The following is a 15614-nucleotide window of genomic DNA, read 5'->3' as shown; positions in this document are numbered from 1 at the left end:
GCCGAGGATCGCGAGGCCGTTGAGGTTCAGGACCGGGGCGTTCGGTGGCAGGTAGCCGTCGGCGTGGGTCTTGTCGTCGAAGCCGCCGAGGATGGGGGTGCCTTTGATGGCAACCCGCCACCCCCTCCACCGACCCAGCCATATCACCCACCAGGTCGGACATACCGTCGCCCGCCGAGTCAGACGGCCTGCCATCTGGCGGGTCGGACAGGCTGACGTCCAGTGGATCGGATGGGTTGAGGTCCAGTGGATCGGACCGGCTGACGTCCGGCGGATCGAACGCGTTGACGTCCGGCGGATCGGACCGGCTGACGTCCGGCGGATCGAACGCGTTGACGTCCGGCGGATCGGACCGGTTGAGGTCAGGTGAATCGGACCGGCTGACGTCCGGCGGATCGAACGCGTTGACGTCCGGCGGATCGGACCGGTTGACGTCCGGCGGATCGGACCGGTTGAGGTCAGGTGAATCGGACCGGCTGACGTCCGGCGGATCGAACGCGTTGACGTCCGATGGGTCGGACCGGTTGAGGTCAGGTGGATGGGACGGGTTGACGTCCGGTGGGTCGGACGGGCTGACGTCCGGTGGGTCGGACGGGCTGACGTCCGGTGGGTCGGACGGGTTGACGTCCGGTGGGTCGGACGGGTTGACGTCCGGTGGGTCGGACGGGCTGGAGGCGGCGGATCCGTTGCTGGGTCAGTCGCGTGCCCCCGCACCACCACCCCCACAACCACACCGCGCACCGGCAACACCGCCAGCCCAGCCACAGCTACAGGCACCGACCGGTACTACGGCTGCGCCGGTCGGTACTACGGCTGCGCAGACCGGTACTACAGCTGCGCGGCCCGCGGGTACCGGTCAGCAGCAGGCGGCTCCCCCGCCAACGCAGCACTCCCTTCCCACTCAGCAGACCACTCCGGCGCAGGCGCAGCAGCCGCTCCCAGGACAGCAGACGGCTCCGCCGCAAGCGCAGCACCTACGCCCAGGCCAGCCAGCGGCCTCGGTGCAGACGCCGGCAGGAGAGCAGACGGCTCCTCTGCAAGCGCCGCACCCTCTCGCAGGCCCGCCATCGACGCCGGTGCAGGCGCAGCACACGTTCCCAGCACAGCAGGCGGGGCAGGTGCCGGCGCAGCACCAGCTCCCCACACAGCAGACGGCTCCGCCGCAAGCAGAACACCCGACCCCGGACCAGCAGACAACTCCGCAGCAGCCGCAGCACCCGCTTCCGGCGCAGCAGACTGCTCCATCGCACACGGAGCACCCGATCCCGGGGCAGCAGACAACTCCACAGCACCCGATCCCGGGGCAGCAGACAGCTCTGCAGCACTCGCTTCAGGGGCAGCAGATAGCTCCGTGGCAGGTCGGTGGTTCCCAGGGTGGTACGCCTTCGGTCGGCGGCGCCTCGCAGGCCGCTGGCTCGCAAGTCGGCCAGCCGGACGTCGGTGGCGCCCAAGCAGGCGCGCTTCAGGCAGGTACAGGTCAAGCCGGTCCAGCTCAGCCGAGTACAGCGCACTCCGGTCCGCCTCAGTCGGGTGCAGCGCAGTCGGGTTCGCCCTGGGCGGGTACAGGTCAAGCCGGTGCAGCTCAGCCGGGTACAGCGCAGTCCGGTCCGCCTCAGCCGGGTGCGGCGCAGGGTGGTTCGATTCGGTCGGGTGTAGGGCAGGCCGGTGCGGGTCAGGCGGGTATGTGGCAGGCGGGTTCGTCGCAGCCGGGTGCAGGTCAGGCGGGTGGGCAGGCGCAGGATGGCGGCTGGTGGGGGCGTCCGTCAGGTCAGCCGGGCGAAGCCGGTCAGGTGCAGGCGCAGAGGCAGCAGGATGGGCGGCCGGGAGCGGGTGGGCCGGCGGGGCAGGGTGGGGCGGTTGGTTTGCAGGGGCAGCCGGGTTCGGGGAGGCCAGAGGGCTTTCAGGGTCAGGCGATTTCGTATGGGGCACCGAGTCAGCCTGGGCCGTATGGGGTGCCCGGCCAGCCAACGCAGGCAGGTCGGCCCGGTACAGGTGGACAGCCTGGTGCTTTCAGGCAGACGGGTCCACAGGGGCCTGGCGGTCAGCGCGGACCAGTAGGCCCGCAGCAGCCGTACGCTCCGGGGCCGCAAGCGCAAGACGGTCCGGAGCCGCAGGCGCAATACGCTGCGGGTTCGCAGGAGCCGTACGGTCCGGGGCCGCAGGCGCAATACGGGCCGGGGCGGCAGCAGCCGTATGGGCCGGGGCCTCAGGCGCAAGACGGTTCGGGTTCGCGGGGGCAGTACGGGGCGGGTGGGCCTGTTGGCTCGGCTGTGCAGGCGGGGTCGGATGGTTGGGGTGTTCAGCCGGGCGGTGTGGGTGGGCAGTCGGCGGTTGGTGGGCAGCCTGGTCGCTACGGGGCGCAGGGTGGGCAGGCGTCGGACGGTCGGGGTGGTTGGCAGGCGCAGGCTATGGGCGGCGGGCAGGAGCAGCAGTTCGGCGGTCCGCCGATGGAGGTTAGTGGGTCGGTTGCGGGCAGTTCGCAGGCGCACACCCTTGGGGCGGGTGGGGGTCCTGTTGGGCCTCGCTTGCCGGGTGCAAGTGGGTCGGTGGCGGCTGGGGATGAGTGGGTTGAAGGGGATGAGGGGTACGGGATTGTTGAGGCCGGCCGCCGCGGTGGGGGTGGTGGTGGGCGGAACGGGCGGTTGATCGGGGTTGTGGGGCTGGTTGTCGGGGCGTTGGTGGTGACCGGGGTCAGCGTCAACTGGATCTGGGACAAGGCCGATGCGGTGACGCCGGTTTCGTTGCCGTCAGCAAAGAAGGAGCCATTGCCGACGGTCAGTCCGTCGGCGATTCCGACGACGCCGCCTCCGCCGGAAGGGCGGGTGCTCGGGTCCAACATCGTTGCCTTCAACAAGGACACCATGCCGTTGATGGGCCCGGCCTGGGAGGACAACGGCAGTGGGGAGAGCGTCGGGCTGCTCGGTGGCGCGGCGACCTGGTTCACCGTGCACGACAAGTACGACGGCAAGAACGCACGGTGGGGCAACTATGTCGCCTTCGGCGGGCTCAACCCGAAGATCAAGTTCACCAACACGCCCGCAGGGCTGAAGGAAGCGACCGTCCAGGCGACCAGTGCGGCGATCGTGAAGCTGTACGACCCGAACGTGAAGCTGATCGGCAAGGCGACGCACACGCCGATCACGGTCGACGGGCATCCCGGCCACGAGCTGACCATCAAGGTGGAGGTGAAGGTGCCGAAGCTGCAGGAGACCTACTCCAACATCATGGCCGCCGTCATCGACCGCGGCGACGGGACCGCCGACTTCGTGATCGCCGACATCGCCGGCAGCACCCCGACCTGGATCCCGGTCTGGCGCGCCAAGGTGCAGGAGATCAAGATCGGCGGCTGACAAGCCCGGAAGAAGAGCCCGCCGCCCCCAACGACAACGGGGACGGCGGGCTCTTTCAGTACAAGAACTACGAGCGAACGGAAGCGCAGGCGTCGACCCAACGGTCCAGCACGTTCTTCGCCTCGCCGGAGTCGATCGCCTCGGCCGCCCGGTCCATCCCCGAGCGGATCCGCGCCACCAACGGCCCGGTACTTCCCTCATGCGCCGCCAACGCCGCGCCGGCGTTCAGCAGTACGACGTCCCGCACCGGCCCCGTCTCGCCGTCGAACAAAGCCCGCGCAACCTTCGCGTTGTACGTCGCATCCGCACCCCGCAACGCCTCGATCGGCGCCGGCGCGATCCCGAGCTCCCGCGGATCCAATGTCTCCGGCCCCTCGACAACCCCACGCCCGACCGTCCAAACCTGCGACGTCGTCCGCGTAGTCAGCTCATCAAGCCCGTCGTCGCCATGAAAGACCAACGCATCGATCCCCCGCCGCGCCAGCACCCCGGCCATCAACCCAGCAACCCGCCCATCTCCGACGCCAACAGCCTGCGCCGACGGATTGCCCGGGTTGGCCAACGGCCCGAGGATGTTGAACGTCGTCGGCACCCCGAGCTCACGACGCGGTACCGACGCATGCCGCAGCGCCGGGTGGAAAGCCGGAGCGAAGCAGAACGTGATGCCGGCCCGCTCCCCCACCGCCTCAACCTGCGCGGCAGTCAGATCAAGCGGAATCCCCAGCTCCTCGAGCACATCCGCCGACCCGCAAGCCGACGACGCCGCCCGGTTGCCGTGCTTCAGGATCTTCGCCCCTGCACCGGCCGCGACGATCGCCGACATCGTGGAGATGTTCACAGTGTGTGCTTGATCACCACCGGTACCGACGACATCGAGCGTCCGTCCCGGTACGTCGATGCGCGTGGCGAACTCGCGCATCGTGGCGACCATGCCCTCGACCTCGGACACCGTCTCGCCCTTGGAGCGCAACGCGATCACGAACCCGGCCAGCTGAGCGGGTGAGGCCGACCCGGACAGGATCTGCTCCATCGCCCAAGCGGTCGCGGAGGCGTCGAGGTCCTCGTGCCGCAGCAACGGGTTGAGCACCTGCGACCAGGTCAGCGCACGCCCGCCAGGCGTAGTACCGGCGGGTGAATCCTGTGGGGCGGACACGGCGCCGGGATCAGGTGGTCGCGGGCAGCTTGGCGACCCGCTCGCGGAGGAGCCCCGCGGTCGCCTCGGCCAGCCGGACCGGGTCGATCGGGTGCGAGACAGCGGCCTCCGCACGCGACCAGGTGGCCAGCCACGCGTCCTGCGGGCGGCCGATCAGCACCAGGATCGGCGGGCACTGGAAGATCTCGTCCTTGAGCTGACGGGCGATCCCCATCCCACCGGCCGGAACCGACTCGCCGTCGAGGATGGCGAGGTCGATGCCGCCCTTGTCCATCAGCTTGATCACGGCCGGCTCGGTCGCGCACTCGAAGTACTCGAGCTCGGGCAGATCAGCGGCGGGCCGCTTGCCCAGGGACAGCCGGACGGACTCCCGGGTGCTGCGGTCGTCGCTGTAGACCAGCACCTTCAGCGGACGCTCTGAACTCATCGATTCATCCCAAGCTGTTTGTCTGTAACCAACGGACCCATATCCAACACCGCGAATGCTACCGGGGAGCCTGGTCGGCTCTGCGCGCCTGCTCCTCCAACCGGTCCAGCCGGCGGTCCTCACGCTTGGCCTCACGCTGCGACTGGCGCACCCACTGGACGAACAGCACCCCGAAGAAGACCAGCCCGACGATGTCGCCCGAGCCCCAGAGCAGACCGCCCGCGATGTACTGGTCACGCAGCGGCGACGGCGGCCAGGAGCGGCCGAAGCTCGTGTACCAGTCCTCCGCGATCAGTTTGTTCGCGGACATGATCGTGATCCCCAGGAACGCGTGGAACGGCAGCGTCAGGAACGTCAGCAGCAGCCGGAACGGGTAGATCACCCGGCCGGGCACCGGATCGAGGCCCAGCAGCGGCCAGAAGAACAACGAACCGACAACGATGAAGTGGACGTGCAGGAGGTCGTGCAGGCCGGTCGACCGCAGCGTCGCGTCGTACCAGCCGCTGAAGTAGAGCGCCCAGGGGCTCAGGACGAACAGCACGAAGCCCACCAGGGGGAAGCAGAGCACCTTGGCGACATGGGAATGCAATACGGAGAGCAACCATCCGCGGGGCCGCTGCGGAAGGGTGCGCAGGGCAAGCGTCACCGGCGCGCCGAGCGCCATCGCCAGCGGGGTGAGCATCGACAGGATCATGTGCTGAGCCATGTGCACGCTGATCAGCACCGTGTCGTACGTGCCCAGGGCCGACTGGGTGGCGATCACCGCGCTGCCCAGACCGAGGCCGACGAAGGAGAAAGTGCGGCCCTTCGACCACTTGTCGCCGCGGGCCTTGAGCCGGTGGACGCCGTACAGGTAAAGAGCGCCGACGACCACGATCACGCTGAGTAGCACCGGCTCGAAGGTCCAGGCGGTCAGCAGCCTGACCGCGCTGAACGGCTCGATCCGGTCGCCGGGTCCGGCATGAAGAGGAAGCACCTGTCAACAGTAAGAAGAGTTACTGGGCGACATGCATGGGGGTGGGCGTGCTGTCGGATACCTCGACCGACATAATGACGCCGTGGCCACTGCAACCGCGCTCCCAGCGTCTCGTGAACACGGACACCACGACCGTCCCAGCATGGTCAGTGTCGGCACGATCGTCTGGCTCTCGAGCGAACTGATGTTCTTCGCCGCCCTGTTCGCGGCGTACTTCACGATCCGGTCGGTGACGACCGCTGCCGCGGCACAGGGGGTGGCATCGCTGTGGGACACCTCCACCGCGATGCTGAACGTCCCGTTCGCGGCCGTGAACACGACGATCCTGGTGCTGTCGTCGGTGACCTGCCAGCTGGGCGTGTTCGCCGCCGAGCACGGCAAGGTCGGCCGGACCGGCTCGGTCGCCAACGTGCGCGCCTGGGGCATGCGCGAGTGGTTCATCCTCACCTACCTGATGGGCGCGGTGTTCATCGCCGGCCAGGTGACGGAGTACGCGAAGCTGGTCCACGAGGGCGTGACGATCTCGTCGTCGCCGTACGGATCGGTCTTCTACCTGACCACCGGGTTCCACGGCCTGCACGTGACCGGCGGTCTCATCGCTTTCGTGTTCGTCCTCGCCAGGACGTACATGGCTCGTAAGTTCACCCACGAACAGGCCGTCTCGGCGATCGTCGTGTCGTACTACTGGCACTTCGTCGACGTGGTCTGGATCGCCCTGTTCGCGACCATCTACCTGCTCAAATGAGTGAGAAGAGACTTTCCTTGTCACCGGCGCGCTTCCTCTCCGCGCGACGACGGCACCGGTCAGCCGGCCTCGTCGTGCTCCTGTTCGGCCTCCTGGCGGTGGGCTCCGCGTACGCCGCGTTCGCCCCTGACAACGCGACGGCGGACACCTCGGCCCAGACCCAGCAGATCGAAGAGGGCAAGAAGCTCTTCGCGGTCGGCTGTGCGAGCTGCCACGGACTGAACGCCGAAGGCGGTGGCAACGGTGAGGGCAAGTTCGCCGGACCCTCGCTGATCGGTGTCGGCGCGGCCGCGGTCGACTTCCAGGTCGGTACCGGCCGGATGCCCGCGATGCAGCCCGGCGCGCAGATCCCGCGCAAGACCCCGGCGTACACCCCGGCCGAGATCGAGGCGCTCGCGGCGTACGTCGCCAGCCTCGCCCCCGGCCCGGCGGTACCGGCCGAGGAGTCGTACGACATCAGCAAGGTCACCGACGAGCAGGTCACCCGTGGTGGCGAGCTGTTCCGGACCAACTGCACGGCGTGCCACAACTTCGCCGGCAAGGGTGGCGCGCTGCCGAACGGCCGCTACGCCCCGTCGCTGATGAACGTCGACCCCAAGCACATCTACGAGGCCATGCTGACCGGCCCGCAGCAGATGCCGGTCTTCTCCGACCAGGTGCTGCAGCCGGACGACAAGCGTGACGTGATCGCGTACCTGAAGGCGCTGCAGGAGCAGAAGGACCCGGGTGGCTTCGGTCTCGGCCGGCTCGGCCCGGTCTCCGAGGGTCTGTGGGGCTGGCTGGTCGGTATCGGCCTGCTGGTCGGCGTGGCGGTCTGGATCGGCGCCAAGGGCGTCAAGGCCAAGGGAGTGAAGGCAGAGTGAGCGACGAGAAGTCGAACCTCCCCGCGGTGAGCGGGGAGCACGGCCATGACAGCCAGGTCGTCCTGGCAGAGCCGATCCCGGACCCGGGTATCGAGCCGCACGAACTGCGCATCACCGACGTCGACCCGAAGGCAGCCGACCGGGTCGAGCGTCAGGTCTCGACGATGTTCGGCCTGGCCGGACTGCTCTTCCTGGGTTCCTGCGTCGCGTACTTCGCGATCCCGCGCGACTCGATCGTCGAGTTCGGGCCGCTGTCGGGCAACGCGAACAACCTCACCCTGGGGCTGTGCGTCGGGATCGGGCTGTTCCTGATCGGCGCCGGCGCGATCCAGTGGGCCAAGAAGCTGATGGTCGACACCGAGATCGCCGAGGACCGGCACGACGCGCACTCCACGCCGCAGCAGAAGACCGAGATCATGGACGCGTTCCAGGTCGGCGTGGCCGAGTCGGGCTTCACCCGGCGCAAGCTGATCCGCCGGTCGCTGCTCGCCTCGATGGGTCTGCTCGGGCTGCCGGCCATCGTGTTCCTCCGCGACCTGGGCCCGCTGCCCGGCCGTAGCCTCTACACGACCATCTGGGCCAAGGGCATCCGGGTCGTCAACGACGTCACGCTGCGCCCGATCAAGCCGTCCGACCTGATCGTCGGCCAGCTGGTCAACGCGGCGCCGGCCAACCTCGCTCCGATCGAGGAGGAGAGCGCGGTCACGTACCAGAACGAGAAGGCCAAGGCCGCCGTGATCGTGGTCCGGATCAAGCCGGAGGAGATCCGGACGCCGGCCGGCCGGGAGAACTGGGGCATCGACGGCATCCTGTGCTACTCCAAGATCTGCACCCACGTGGGCTGCCCGATCTCGCTGTACGAGCAGACCACGCACCACGTGCTCTGCCCGTGCCACCAGTCGACGTTCGACCTGGCCGACGGCGCCAAGGTCGTCTTCGGCCCCGCCGCCCGCCCGCTGCCGCAGCTACCATTGGCCGTGGATTCAGAGGGCTATCTCGTCGCGCAGAGCGGCTTCAACGAGCCGGTCGGCGCGAGCTTCTGGGAACGAGGGTGACAACCGTGTCTGACAAAGACTTTCCGCCTCCGGTCAAGTGGGTCGACGACCGGCTGGGCATCGGGAAGATCGGCAAGAAGAACCTGCGCAAGGTCTTCCCCGACCACTGGTCCTTCATGCTCGGCGAGATCGCGCTCTACAGCTTCATCATCTTGCTGCTGACCGGTGTCTTCCTGACCTTCTGGTTCAAGCCGTCGATGGCCGACGTCACCTACCAGGGCTCGTACAGCCTGCTCAAGGGCCTGCACATGTCGGAGGCCTACGCCTCCACCCTGGACATCTCGTTCGACATCCGCGGCGGTCTGCTGATGCGGCAGATCCACCACTGGGCGGCCGTGCTGTTCGTCGCCTCGATGATGGTCCACCTGCTCCGCATCTTCTTCACCGGCGCGTTCCGCAAGCCGCGTGAGCTGAACTGGGTGATCGGCTTCGGGATGCTGTTCCTCGGCATCATCGAGGGCTTCATCGGCTACGGCCTCCCCGACGACCTGCTGTCCGGTACCGGTCTGCGGATCACCCAGGGCATGATCCAGGCGTCGCCGATCGTCGGTTCGTACCTGACCTTCTTCATCTTCGGCGGCGAGTTCCCCGGCGACGAGTTCGTCTCCCGGTTCTTCACCGTGCACGTGCTGCTGATCCCGGGCCTGATCCTCGCCCTGGTGACCGCGCACCTGTTCCTGGTCGTGTACCACAAGCACACGCAGTACCCGGGTCCCGGCCGGACCGAGAAGAACGTCGTCGGCTACCCGCTGATGCCGGTCTACATGGCCAAGGCCGGTGGCTTCTTCTTCGTCGTCTTCGGCATCACCGCCCTGATGGGCGCGCTGCTGCAGATCAACCCGGTCTGGCTGTACGGTCCGTACAACCCGGCCGAGGTGACCGCAGGCTCCCAGCCCGACTGGTACATGGGCTGGCTGGAGGGCTCCGTGCGCCTGATGCCAGGCTTTGAGAGTCATTTCTGGGGTATCACGCTCAGCTGGAACCTGCTGATACCGGCGCTCATCATCCCGCCGGCGTTCGTCACCCTGGTCGCCCTGTATCCGTTCATCGAAGGCTGGATCACCGGCGACAAGCGCGAACACCACCTGCTGGACCGGCCGCGCAACATGCCGACCCGGACCGGGATCGGCGCCGCGTTCATCACGTTCTACGGTCTGCTCTGGATCGGCGGTGGCAACGACCTGATCGCCACCCACTTCGGGGTCTCGCTGAACAACGTGACCTGGTTCCTGCGGTTCGCGGTCTTCCTCGGCCCGGTGCTCGCGTTCTGGGCCACCCGGCGGATCGCGATCTCCCTGCAGCGCGCCGACAACGACCGGATCCTGCACGGCCTCGAGTCCGGCATCATCGTCCGGACACCCGAGGGCGAGTACTACGAGAAGCACACCCCGATCTCGAACTACGAGGCGTACGAGCTCACCGCCCGCGAGCGGCTGCTTCCGCTGGACATCGGCCCGGAGACGGACGACAACGGCGTACGGGCTCCGAAGCGGGCGCTGAACAAGGTCCGGGCCCGGCTGTCGAAGTTCTACTTCGCCGACGCGGTCCAGAAGCCGACGGCCGCCGAGATCGAGGAAGCCCACGCGCACGGTCACCACGACGAGCACGAGGCAGTAGACGGCGCCACCGGCACGGTGGAGCTCGACGAGGGCACCTCCCGCGAGGTCTCGCACCACTAGTCACCAGCAGTCGCAGTACCGAAGGCCCCGGCGACCACGCCGGGGCCTTCGGCGTTTCCGAGGGCGGTGTCAGGTGGCGTCAGGGCCGGTGGACGTCATGGGCGGCATGAGCAGACTGGGCAGGGCGTTCCGGGGCAGGTTCCTTCGACGAGTGGGCGGCGCGGGGCTGGTAGGGGCGTCGCTGGGCGGGTTGACGGCTCCCGGGGCTCCAGGGGGCCGCTGGGGCCGCTGGGCGGTACCAGCGGCCTCTGGCGGGCCTACGGCCGCTTCTGCCGGGCTGAGAGGGTCCACTGCCGGCTTGGAGCGACCGGAGTTGCAGGCGGCGGCTCAGGCGGTTGTGGATGCTGGGTTCAGCGGGATCCAGTTGCGGGTGCATGACCAGCGCTCTACGCCAACACCAACTACACGGTCGCCCTACTCCTGATCGAGAAGGTCACCGGCCACCCGTACGCCGATGAGCTCCACCGCCGCATCCTGCGCCCTCTCGGCCTCCGCGGCACCGTAGTACCCGGCCGGCGCCGGCGACATGCACCCTTTATCAACACAACGGCAGCCCGCCTGGCGGCTGCGGGGTCCTCATGTACAGCTCAGCCGACGGCGCCCGCACGATGACCGCCTCGGTGACCACCGGCGACGCAGCCATCGACGTGGTCACCGAATTCAGCAAAGCCCTCCCCAGCTCCTCACCGCCGTCTTCTGCACCAGCTGAGCTCAGCCAGCCGTCGACAACTCCGAACTCCGCGCCGCAAGACCACTCAGCCGTCGCCGGGTGTCGCGAAGCTCGGCCTCCCTGGCATCGAGCCGCTCAGCCAGGGAGTCCAGCTCAGCCCGCAGCCGAGGGCAAAGCTCCAGCGTCGTCCCATGCTCGCCGGTACGAGCACACTCGAGGTACTGCCGGATGATGGCAGTCCCCAGCCCAGCGGCGATCATCGCCTTGATCTGAGCCACCCTGATGACGTCGGCTTCGGCATAGTTCCGGTACCCGTTGCTGTCACGCTCCGGTACCAGCAGCTCCTGCTCCTCGTAGTGCCTGAGCGCCCGCGCGCTCACCCCGCTCACCTCAGCCAACTCACCGATCAGCACTGCCGCCTCCCCCGTCGCCGACTTGACCTTCACGCTGACGTGAACCCATACCGTCCAGCACCATGACACCAGCAACAACCCACCAGCGCGCCACAATCATCCACGGCTACGGAGCAACCCCCGAAGACCACTGGTTCGGCTGGCTGGCCCAACAACTCGAGTCCCACGGAATCCCCACCACCGTCCCGCGCCTCCCGAACCCCCTGCACCCAGACCCCACCCACTGGTCAGCAATAGTCCGTACCGCCGTAGGCACCCCGGACGAGCACTCACTAGTCATCGCCCACAGCCTCGGCTGCCTAACCGTCCTCCGCCACCTGGCCTCACTCCCCACCCCTTGGCGGCTAGGCACCCTCATCTTGGTCGCCGGCTTCGTAGACCCACTCCCCGTCTTCCCAGAACTCGACGCCTACATAGCCGACGGCTGCCCCCTGGAAGCGATCACCCCCAACGTCGACCAGCTGACGATCATCCGCTCAGACGCCGACCCGTACGTCCCCCCAGCTCACACAGACCGCCTAGCCGCCCTCCTAGGAACCACCTCAACCGTCATCCCCGCCGCCGGCCACTTCCTCACCACCGACGGCTTCACCACCCTCCCCCAAGCCCTCCGCGATGTTCTCCCGCGCCCCATCGCTTATGACTCTCGGCAGGGCGACGACTACACAGAGTATTGCCAGCACGTCGCAGCCGCATCACAATCTGCCTATGCCCAAGGCGAGGTGTGGAGCCGCGACGAAGGACGGCAGCCCATGCCGGAATGTCGTCAAATCGGTTGGCTCCCGCTGTCATGAGAGGGCCCATCAAGGCCAACCCGCTGTCTCTGCTCGTAGTCGGAGCCCTGCCAAAGGCACCCGATCGAAGTCCACCCGCCGTACCGCACGCGCAAAGTCGGGGGCCTACCGCAGCAAGGGTCCTCGACGGCCGCCGAGGCGGCGGCGAAGAGAGAGCGGCGGCATGCGGCCACATACGCCGGACAGGCTCACGGCTCGGCAGCGCCAACGGGTCGACAGCGCCGTCCAGGCTTGCAGCGATGTCCTTGTTGATGGTTGGAAAGAGGCAGTCGCCGACCGAGCAAGTACCTACGCGACATCGACAACGTTCCACGCCCTTCTCCGGGGCAGACGACGGCGCTGCCGTGGACTGGCTGATCTTGCAAAGGCGATCCTTGACGGTAAGACGAAGCTCCACGACCTCATCGGTTCATTTGCCAGCTGGCTCGCCTCGATGCTCGGACGGAGCCGCCTCGAGCAACGATTCGCCCGCGAACTGGCTCTTCGGATACCCCTGCCCGCTGAGGGCAAGCTGACGGCCATCGCTCGAGGGGTGCAGATCACCGGCATCTTGTTGTGCGTTCTGAACGATGACGATCTCAGCCGGTGTCAATGCTTCATCGATCTCGCGCTGGAACAATCCAAGACCGCCTTGAAGCAGCTTCTGACAACGGCCCTCGACGATTGGACAGCGCTGGCAGCATTTCCGTCCAGGCAAATTCGCTGAGCCGAATCTGCGCGCGCTAGAAGCGCCCATGGGTGTTGGCAGCTGGCGCTGGGGTGGCCGCGGACGAGCGAGCGGAGCGTTGGCGTGGGGCATTTGACGGGTGGGGCGGGATGGACGACGCGGGTCCGCCGTTCCCCGGCAGTAGGAGCAGGTTGAGGGATCTGCGAGGCGACCCAGGTGGTCGCGCGACGGAGGAGTGGCTTTCAGCACGGGTGGGTGGGAGCTGACGGCCGTAGGGAGCGACGTAGGAGCGAGCGTAGGCGCTGGCGTGGGGGATGCTGTGCGACGCAGAACAGCAGCCGGCCGGAAGTACCGGTCGGCTGCTGTCAGGAGAGTCAGGCTAGGGCTGAGCCTGCTTTGTACTGGGCCCAGGTTTCGTTCCAGTCGGTCCAGCCGTTGCCCTTTTCCATGTGGCGGGTGGTGCCGGTGACTACCACCGGGTCACCGCGGAGGGTTTGGCCGAAGTACCACTGGGCGTCTTTGAGGCTCATGCCGACGCAGCCGTGGCTGACGTTCTCGCTGCCCTGGGCGCCGCCGGACCAGGGGGCGCCGTGGATGAACTCGCCGGAGCTGGTCACCCGCTGGGCCCACTGGACGTTGCTGATGTTGTAGTAGTTCGGGTCGCCGGGCTTGATGCCGATGGTGGCGGCGTCCATCCGCTTGGTCTTGAACTTCTCCATGATGACCTTGACGCCGCTGCGGGTGGTGAAGCCGTCCTTGCCCGCGGTGATCGGGATCGTCCGGGCCAGTTTGCCGTTGATCGCGACCGTCATCGTGTGCTTCTTGACGTTGACGGTGGTGACGACCGACTTGCCGATGGTGAAGCTGATCTTGCGGTTCGCGTTGCCCCAGATGTTGCCGCCGGCGTTCACGCCCTGGGTCTTGATATCGACCGTGACCTTGGTGCCGGCCGGCCAGTACGTCTTCGGGCGGTAGTTGACCTGCTTGCTGTTCTGCCACGACCAGGTGCCGTCGACCGGGACCGACGTGGTCACCTTCAGGCGCTTCTCGACCGCGGCCTTGTCCTTGACCGGGTTGTTCCAGTAGATCTGCACCGGCATCGCGACACCGACGGTCTCGCCGTCGAGCGGGGCGACCGAGGCCTTCAGCTTGCCGCCGGCCGGGCTCAGCGTCTTGAAGGTCGAGCTGATCGGGACCGTCCCGCCGTCGGTGCCCTTCGCGGTGCCGGACAGCGTGTACTTCGCCCCCGGCTTGAGCCCGGGCTCAGCGGTCCACACGGACTTGTCCGCGTTCAGCGAACCGTCGATCTTGTTGCCGTCGTCGTCCTTCAGCGTGATGTCGGACAGCTCACCGCCGGTACTGGTCACCGTGACCGCCTGGTCGGGCTTGACCGCGGTGGCGCCCTTGGCCGGGACGATCTGGACGTTCGCCGCGGCCGGGTCGCCCGACGGCGTGCTGCTCGAGCCAGGCGTCGACGGGCCGCCGGAGGGGTTCGTGCTGCCCTGTGTGTTCCCCGCTGACGGTGCCGGATCGCCCGCCTTGGTGTCGCTGCAAGCGGTGCCGGCCAGCAGCATCGCGCAGATCCCCGCTACGGCAAGACCGTGCTTACGGACGGTACTACTCAACACCCTGAGCTCCCCTGAGATAACGTTCAGCCGCCACGCGAAGCCTAGCTCGCCGAACGGTCATAGCCACGCACTGCATACGTCACCAGTACGGCGGAGCCCCCACGGCCCGCTGTACTGGTGACGTCCGGCAAGCCGGAAAAGTTGACGATCCGATCGATTAGTGAGCGTGGTCACCGCGGTAGTACTCGAAGACCCAGCCACTCAGCGTGACGATGCCGATGCCGGCGCCGACGATGAACAGCCACCAGCCGAAGACCAGCCCGAGCACGATCACCGAGACCGTGCCGGCGCACCACAGCGGCCACCAGGAGTACGGCGGGAAGAAGCCCAGCTCACCGGCTCCCTCGACGATCTCGGCTTCCTTGCGGTCCTCCGGCCGGGCATCCATCCGGCGGCCGGTGATGGTCAGGTAGAACGCGACCAGCAGGGACAGGAAGAACGTCATCACCAGCGCGGTGGTGCCGGTGGGGTCCTCGGACATGATCCAGTAGATCGGCGTCACGATCAGGACGAACACCGTCAGGATGCCGAAGACCCAGGCCTCCGCCTTCATGCCTTACCCTCTCCGTCCGCGCCGTTGCCGGCCGCGATGTTGCGTTCCAGGTTCTCGACCCGGCCCTGGTCCTCACCGGCGTCCAGCAGGTTGTCCCGCGGAGCGCCGCTGTCCGGGTACTCCGCCATGGCGATCTCCGGGTGGTGGAGGTCGAAGGCGGGGCTCTCGGACCGGATCCGGGGCAGGCTGACGAAGTTGTGCCGCGGCGGCGGGGAACTGGTCGCCCACTCCAGCGAGCGGCCCCAGCCCCACGGGTCGTCGACGCCGACCAGCGGCGACTTGCGCGACTTGTAGACGTTGTAGAAGAACGGCAGCATCGACAGGCCGAGGATGAAGGCGCCGACGCTGGAGACCTCGTTCAGCGTGGTGAAGCCCTCGTTCGCCCCGTACGACGCGTAGCGCCGCGGCATGCCCTCGACACCCAGCCAGTGCTGCACCAGGAAGGTCGTGTGGAAGCCGATGAACAGCAGCCAGAAGTGCAGCTTGCCGAGCTTCTCGTCGAGCATCCGGCCGGTCATCTTGGGCCACCAGAAGTAGAAGCCCGCGAACATCGCGAACACGACGGTGCCGAAGACGACGTAGTGGAAGTGCGCGACCACGAAGTACGAGTCGGACAGCTGGTAGTCCAGCGCGGGCGAGGC

General features: G+C 67.6%; 15 protein-coding genes. 7 read left to right on the top strand and 8 right to left on the bottom strand.

The genetic code is table 11. The annotated features are described in order from the left end of the window. Positions 1-767: 767 nt before the first annotated feature. The gene (locus ABD768_RS42690; RefSeq protein ID WP_344850659.1) at positions 768-965 is read right to left on the bottom strand and encodes a hypothetical protein; all 198 of its coding nucleotides are present in this window, start codon (positions 963-965) and stop codon (positions 768-770) included. A 1581-nt stretch (positions 966-2546) separates the two neighbouring features. Here ABD768_RS42690 and ABD768_RS42685 point away from each other — a divergent pair. Next, entirely contained in the window at positions 2547-3350 is an 804-nt protein-coding gene (locus tag ABD768_RS42685; RefSeq protein ID WP_344850657.1) for a hypothetical protein, read from the top strand. A 67-nt stretch (positions 3351-3417) separates the two neighbouring features. Here the strand turns inward: ABD768_RS42685 and trpD are convergent, their stop codons facing one another. From trpD to ABD768_RS42670, 3 genes are read right to left on the bottom strand one after another with little or no spacing between them, the layout of a single operon-like run. Further along, on the bottom strand, positions 3418-4503 hold the full coding sequence (gene trpD, locus ABD768_RS42680; RefSeq protein ID WP_343980779.1) for an anthranilate phosphoribosyltransferase: 1086 nt from the start codon (positions 4501-4503) through the stop codon (positions 3418-3420). A gap of 10 nt (positions 4504-4513) precedes the next feature. Beyond that, the gene (locus ABD768_RS42675; protein ID WP_343980782.1) at positions 4514-4930 is read right to left on the bottom strand and encodes an Rv3143 family two-component system response regulator; all 417 of its coding nucleotides are present in this window, start codon (positions 4928-4930) and stop codon (positions 4514-4516) included. 58 nt (positions 4931-4988) lie between these two features. Further along, positions 4989-5906 carry a cytochrome c oxidase assembly protein gene (locus ABD768_RS42670; protein WP_343980785.1) on the bottom strand — a complete coding sequence of 306 codons (918 nt, stop codon included), beginning with the start codon at positions 5904-5906 and terminating at the stop codon, positions 4989-4991. A gap of 31 nt (positions 5907-5937) precedes the next feature. Here ABD768_RS42670 and ctaE point away from each other — a divergent pair, with 31 nt between their 5' ends. The 4 genes from ctaE to qcrB are packed head-to-tail and all read left to right on the top strand — an operon-like array spanning position 5938 to position 10248. Beyond that, positions 5938-6651 carry an aa3-type cytochrome oxidase subunit III gene (gene ctaE / locus ABD768_RS42665; RefSeq protein ID WP_486327396.1) on the top strand — a complete coding sequence of 238 codons (714 nt, stop codon included), beginning with the start codon at positions 5938-5940 and terminating at the stop codon, positions 6649-6651. Further along, positions 6648-7514, top strand: a complete 867-nt coding sequence (gene qcrC, locus ABD768_RS42660; RefSeq protein WP_343980790.1) for a cytochrome bc1 complex diheme cytochrome c subunit — start codon at positions 6648-6650, stop codon at positions 7512-7514. The genes ctaE and qcrC overlap by 4 nt, the downstream gene beginning before the upstream one ends. A gap of 26 nt (positions 7515-7540) precedes the next feature. Continuing rightward, positions 7541-8569 carry a cytochrome bc1 complex Rieske iron-sulfur subunit gene (gene qcrA, locus ABD768_RS42655; protein ID WP_343981516.1) on the top strand — a complete coding sequence of 343 codons (1029 nt, stop codon included), beginning with the start codon at positions 7541-7543 and terminating at the stop codon, positions 8567-8569. Continuing rightward, complete coding sequence (qcrB, locus tag ABD768_RS42650) at positions 8566-10248, top strand: cytochrome bc1 complex cytochrome b subunit (RefSeq protein WP_344850654.1); 1683 nt, start codon at positions 8566-8568, stop codon at positions 10246-10248. Before qcrA ends, qcrB begins: the two co-directional genes overlap by 4 nt. A 711-nt stretch (positions 10249-10959) precedes the next feature. On the opposite strand, the gene ABD768_RS42645 is transcribed toward qcrB, so the two are convergent. Beyond that, a complete protein-coding gene (locus ABD768_RS42645) occupies positions 10960-11364 on the bottom strand; it encodes a MerR family transcriptional regulator (RefSeq protein ID WP_344850652.1) in 405 nt (134 codons plus the stop codon). 29 nt (positions 11365-11393) lie between these two features. Between ABD768_RS42645 and ABD768_RS42640 the strand changes: the two genes are divergently transcribed. Both ABD768_RS42640 and ABD768_RS42635 read left to right on the top strand, forming a co-directional pair. Continuing rightward, positions 11394-12125 carry an RBBP9/YdeN family alpha/beta hydrolase gene (locus ABD768_RS42640; protein WP_344850650.1) on the top strand — a complete coding sequence of 244 codons (732 nt, stop codon included), beginning with the start codon at positions 11394-11396 and terminating at the stop codon, positions 12123-12125. A gap of 163 nt (positions 12126-12288) precedes the next feature. Next, positions 12289-12831 carry a hypothetical protein gene (locus ABD768_RS42635; protein ID WP_344850648.1) on the top strand — a complete coding sequence of 181 codons (543 nt, stop codon included), beginning with the start codon at positions 12289-12291 and terminating at the stop codon, positions 12829-12831. Positions 12832-13166: 335 nt separating this feature from the next. Here the strand turns inward: ABD768_RS42635 and ABD768_RS42630 are convergent, their stop codons facing one another. The 3 genes from ABD768_RS42630 to ABD768_RS42620 form a co-directional block, all read right to left on the bottom strand. Beyond that, on the bottom strand, positions 13167-14420 hold the full coding sequence (locus ABD768_RS42630) for a L,D-transpeptidase (RefSeq protein WP_344850646.1): 1254 nt from the start codon (positions 14418-14420) through the stop codon (positions 13167-13169). Between the two features lie 157 nt (positions 14421-14577). Further along, positions 14578-14973, bottom strand: coding sequence for a cytochrome c oxidase subunit 4 (locus ABD768_RS42625; protein WP_343980806.1), 396 nt, complete (start codon positions 14971-14973; stop codon positions 14578-14580). Next, positions 14970-15614 (bottom strand): cytochrome c oxidase subunit I (locus ABD768_RS42620; protein ID WP_344850645.1); only part of this gene is annotated, 645 nt, incomplete at its 5' end. The genes ABD768_RS42625 and ABD768_RS42620, both read right to left, overlap by 4 nt.

Origin of the sequence: Kribbella ginsengisoli (genome assembly GCF_039537185.1) — a bacterium.
GTDB classification, from domain to species: Bacteria; Actinomycetota; Actinomycetes; order Propionibacteriales; family Kribbellaceae; genus Kribbella; species Kribbella koreensis.
Note: the sequence above shows the minus strand (reverse complement) of the source record. Positions and strands in the feature narration are given on the sequence as shown.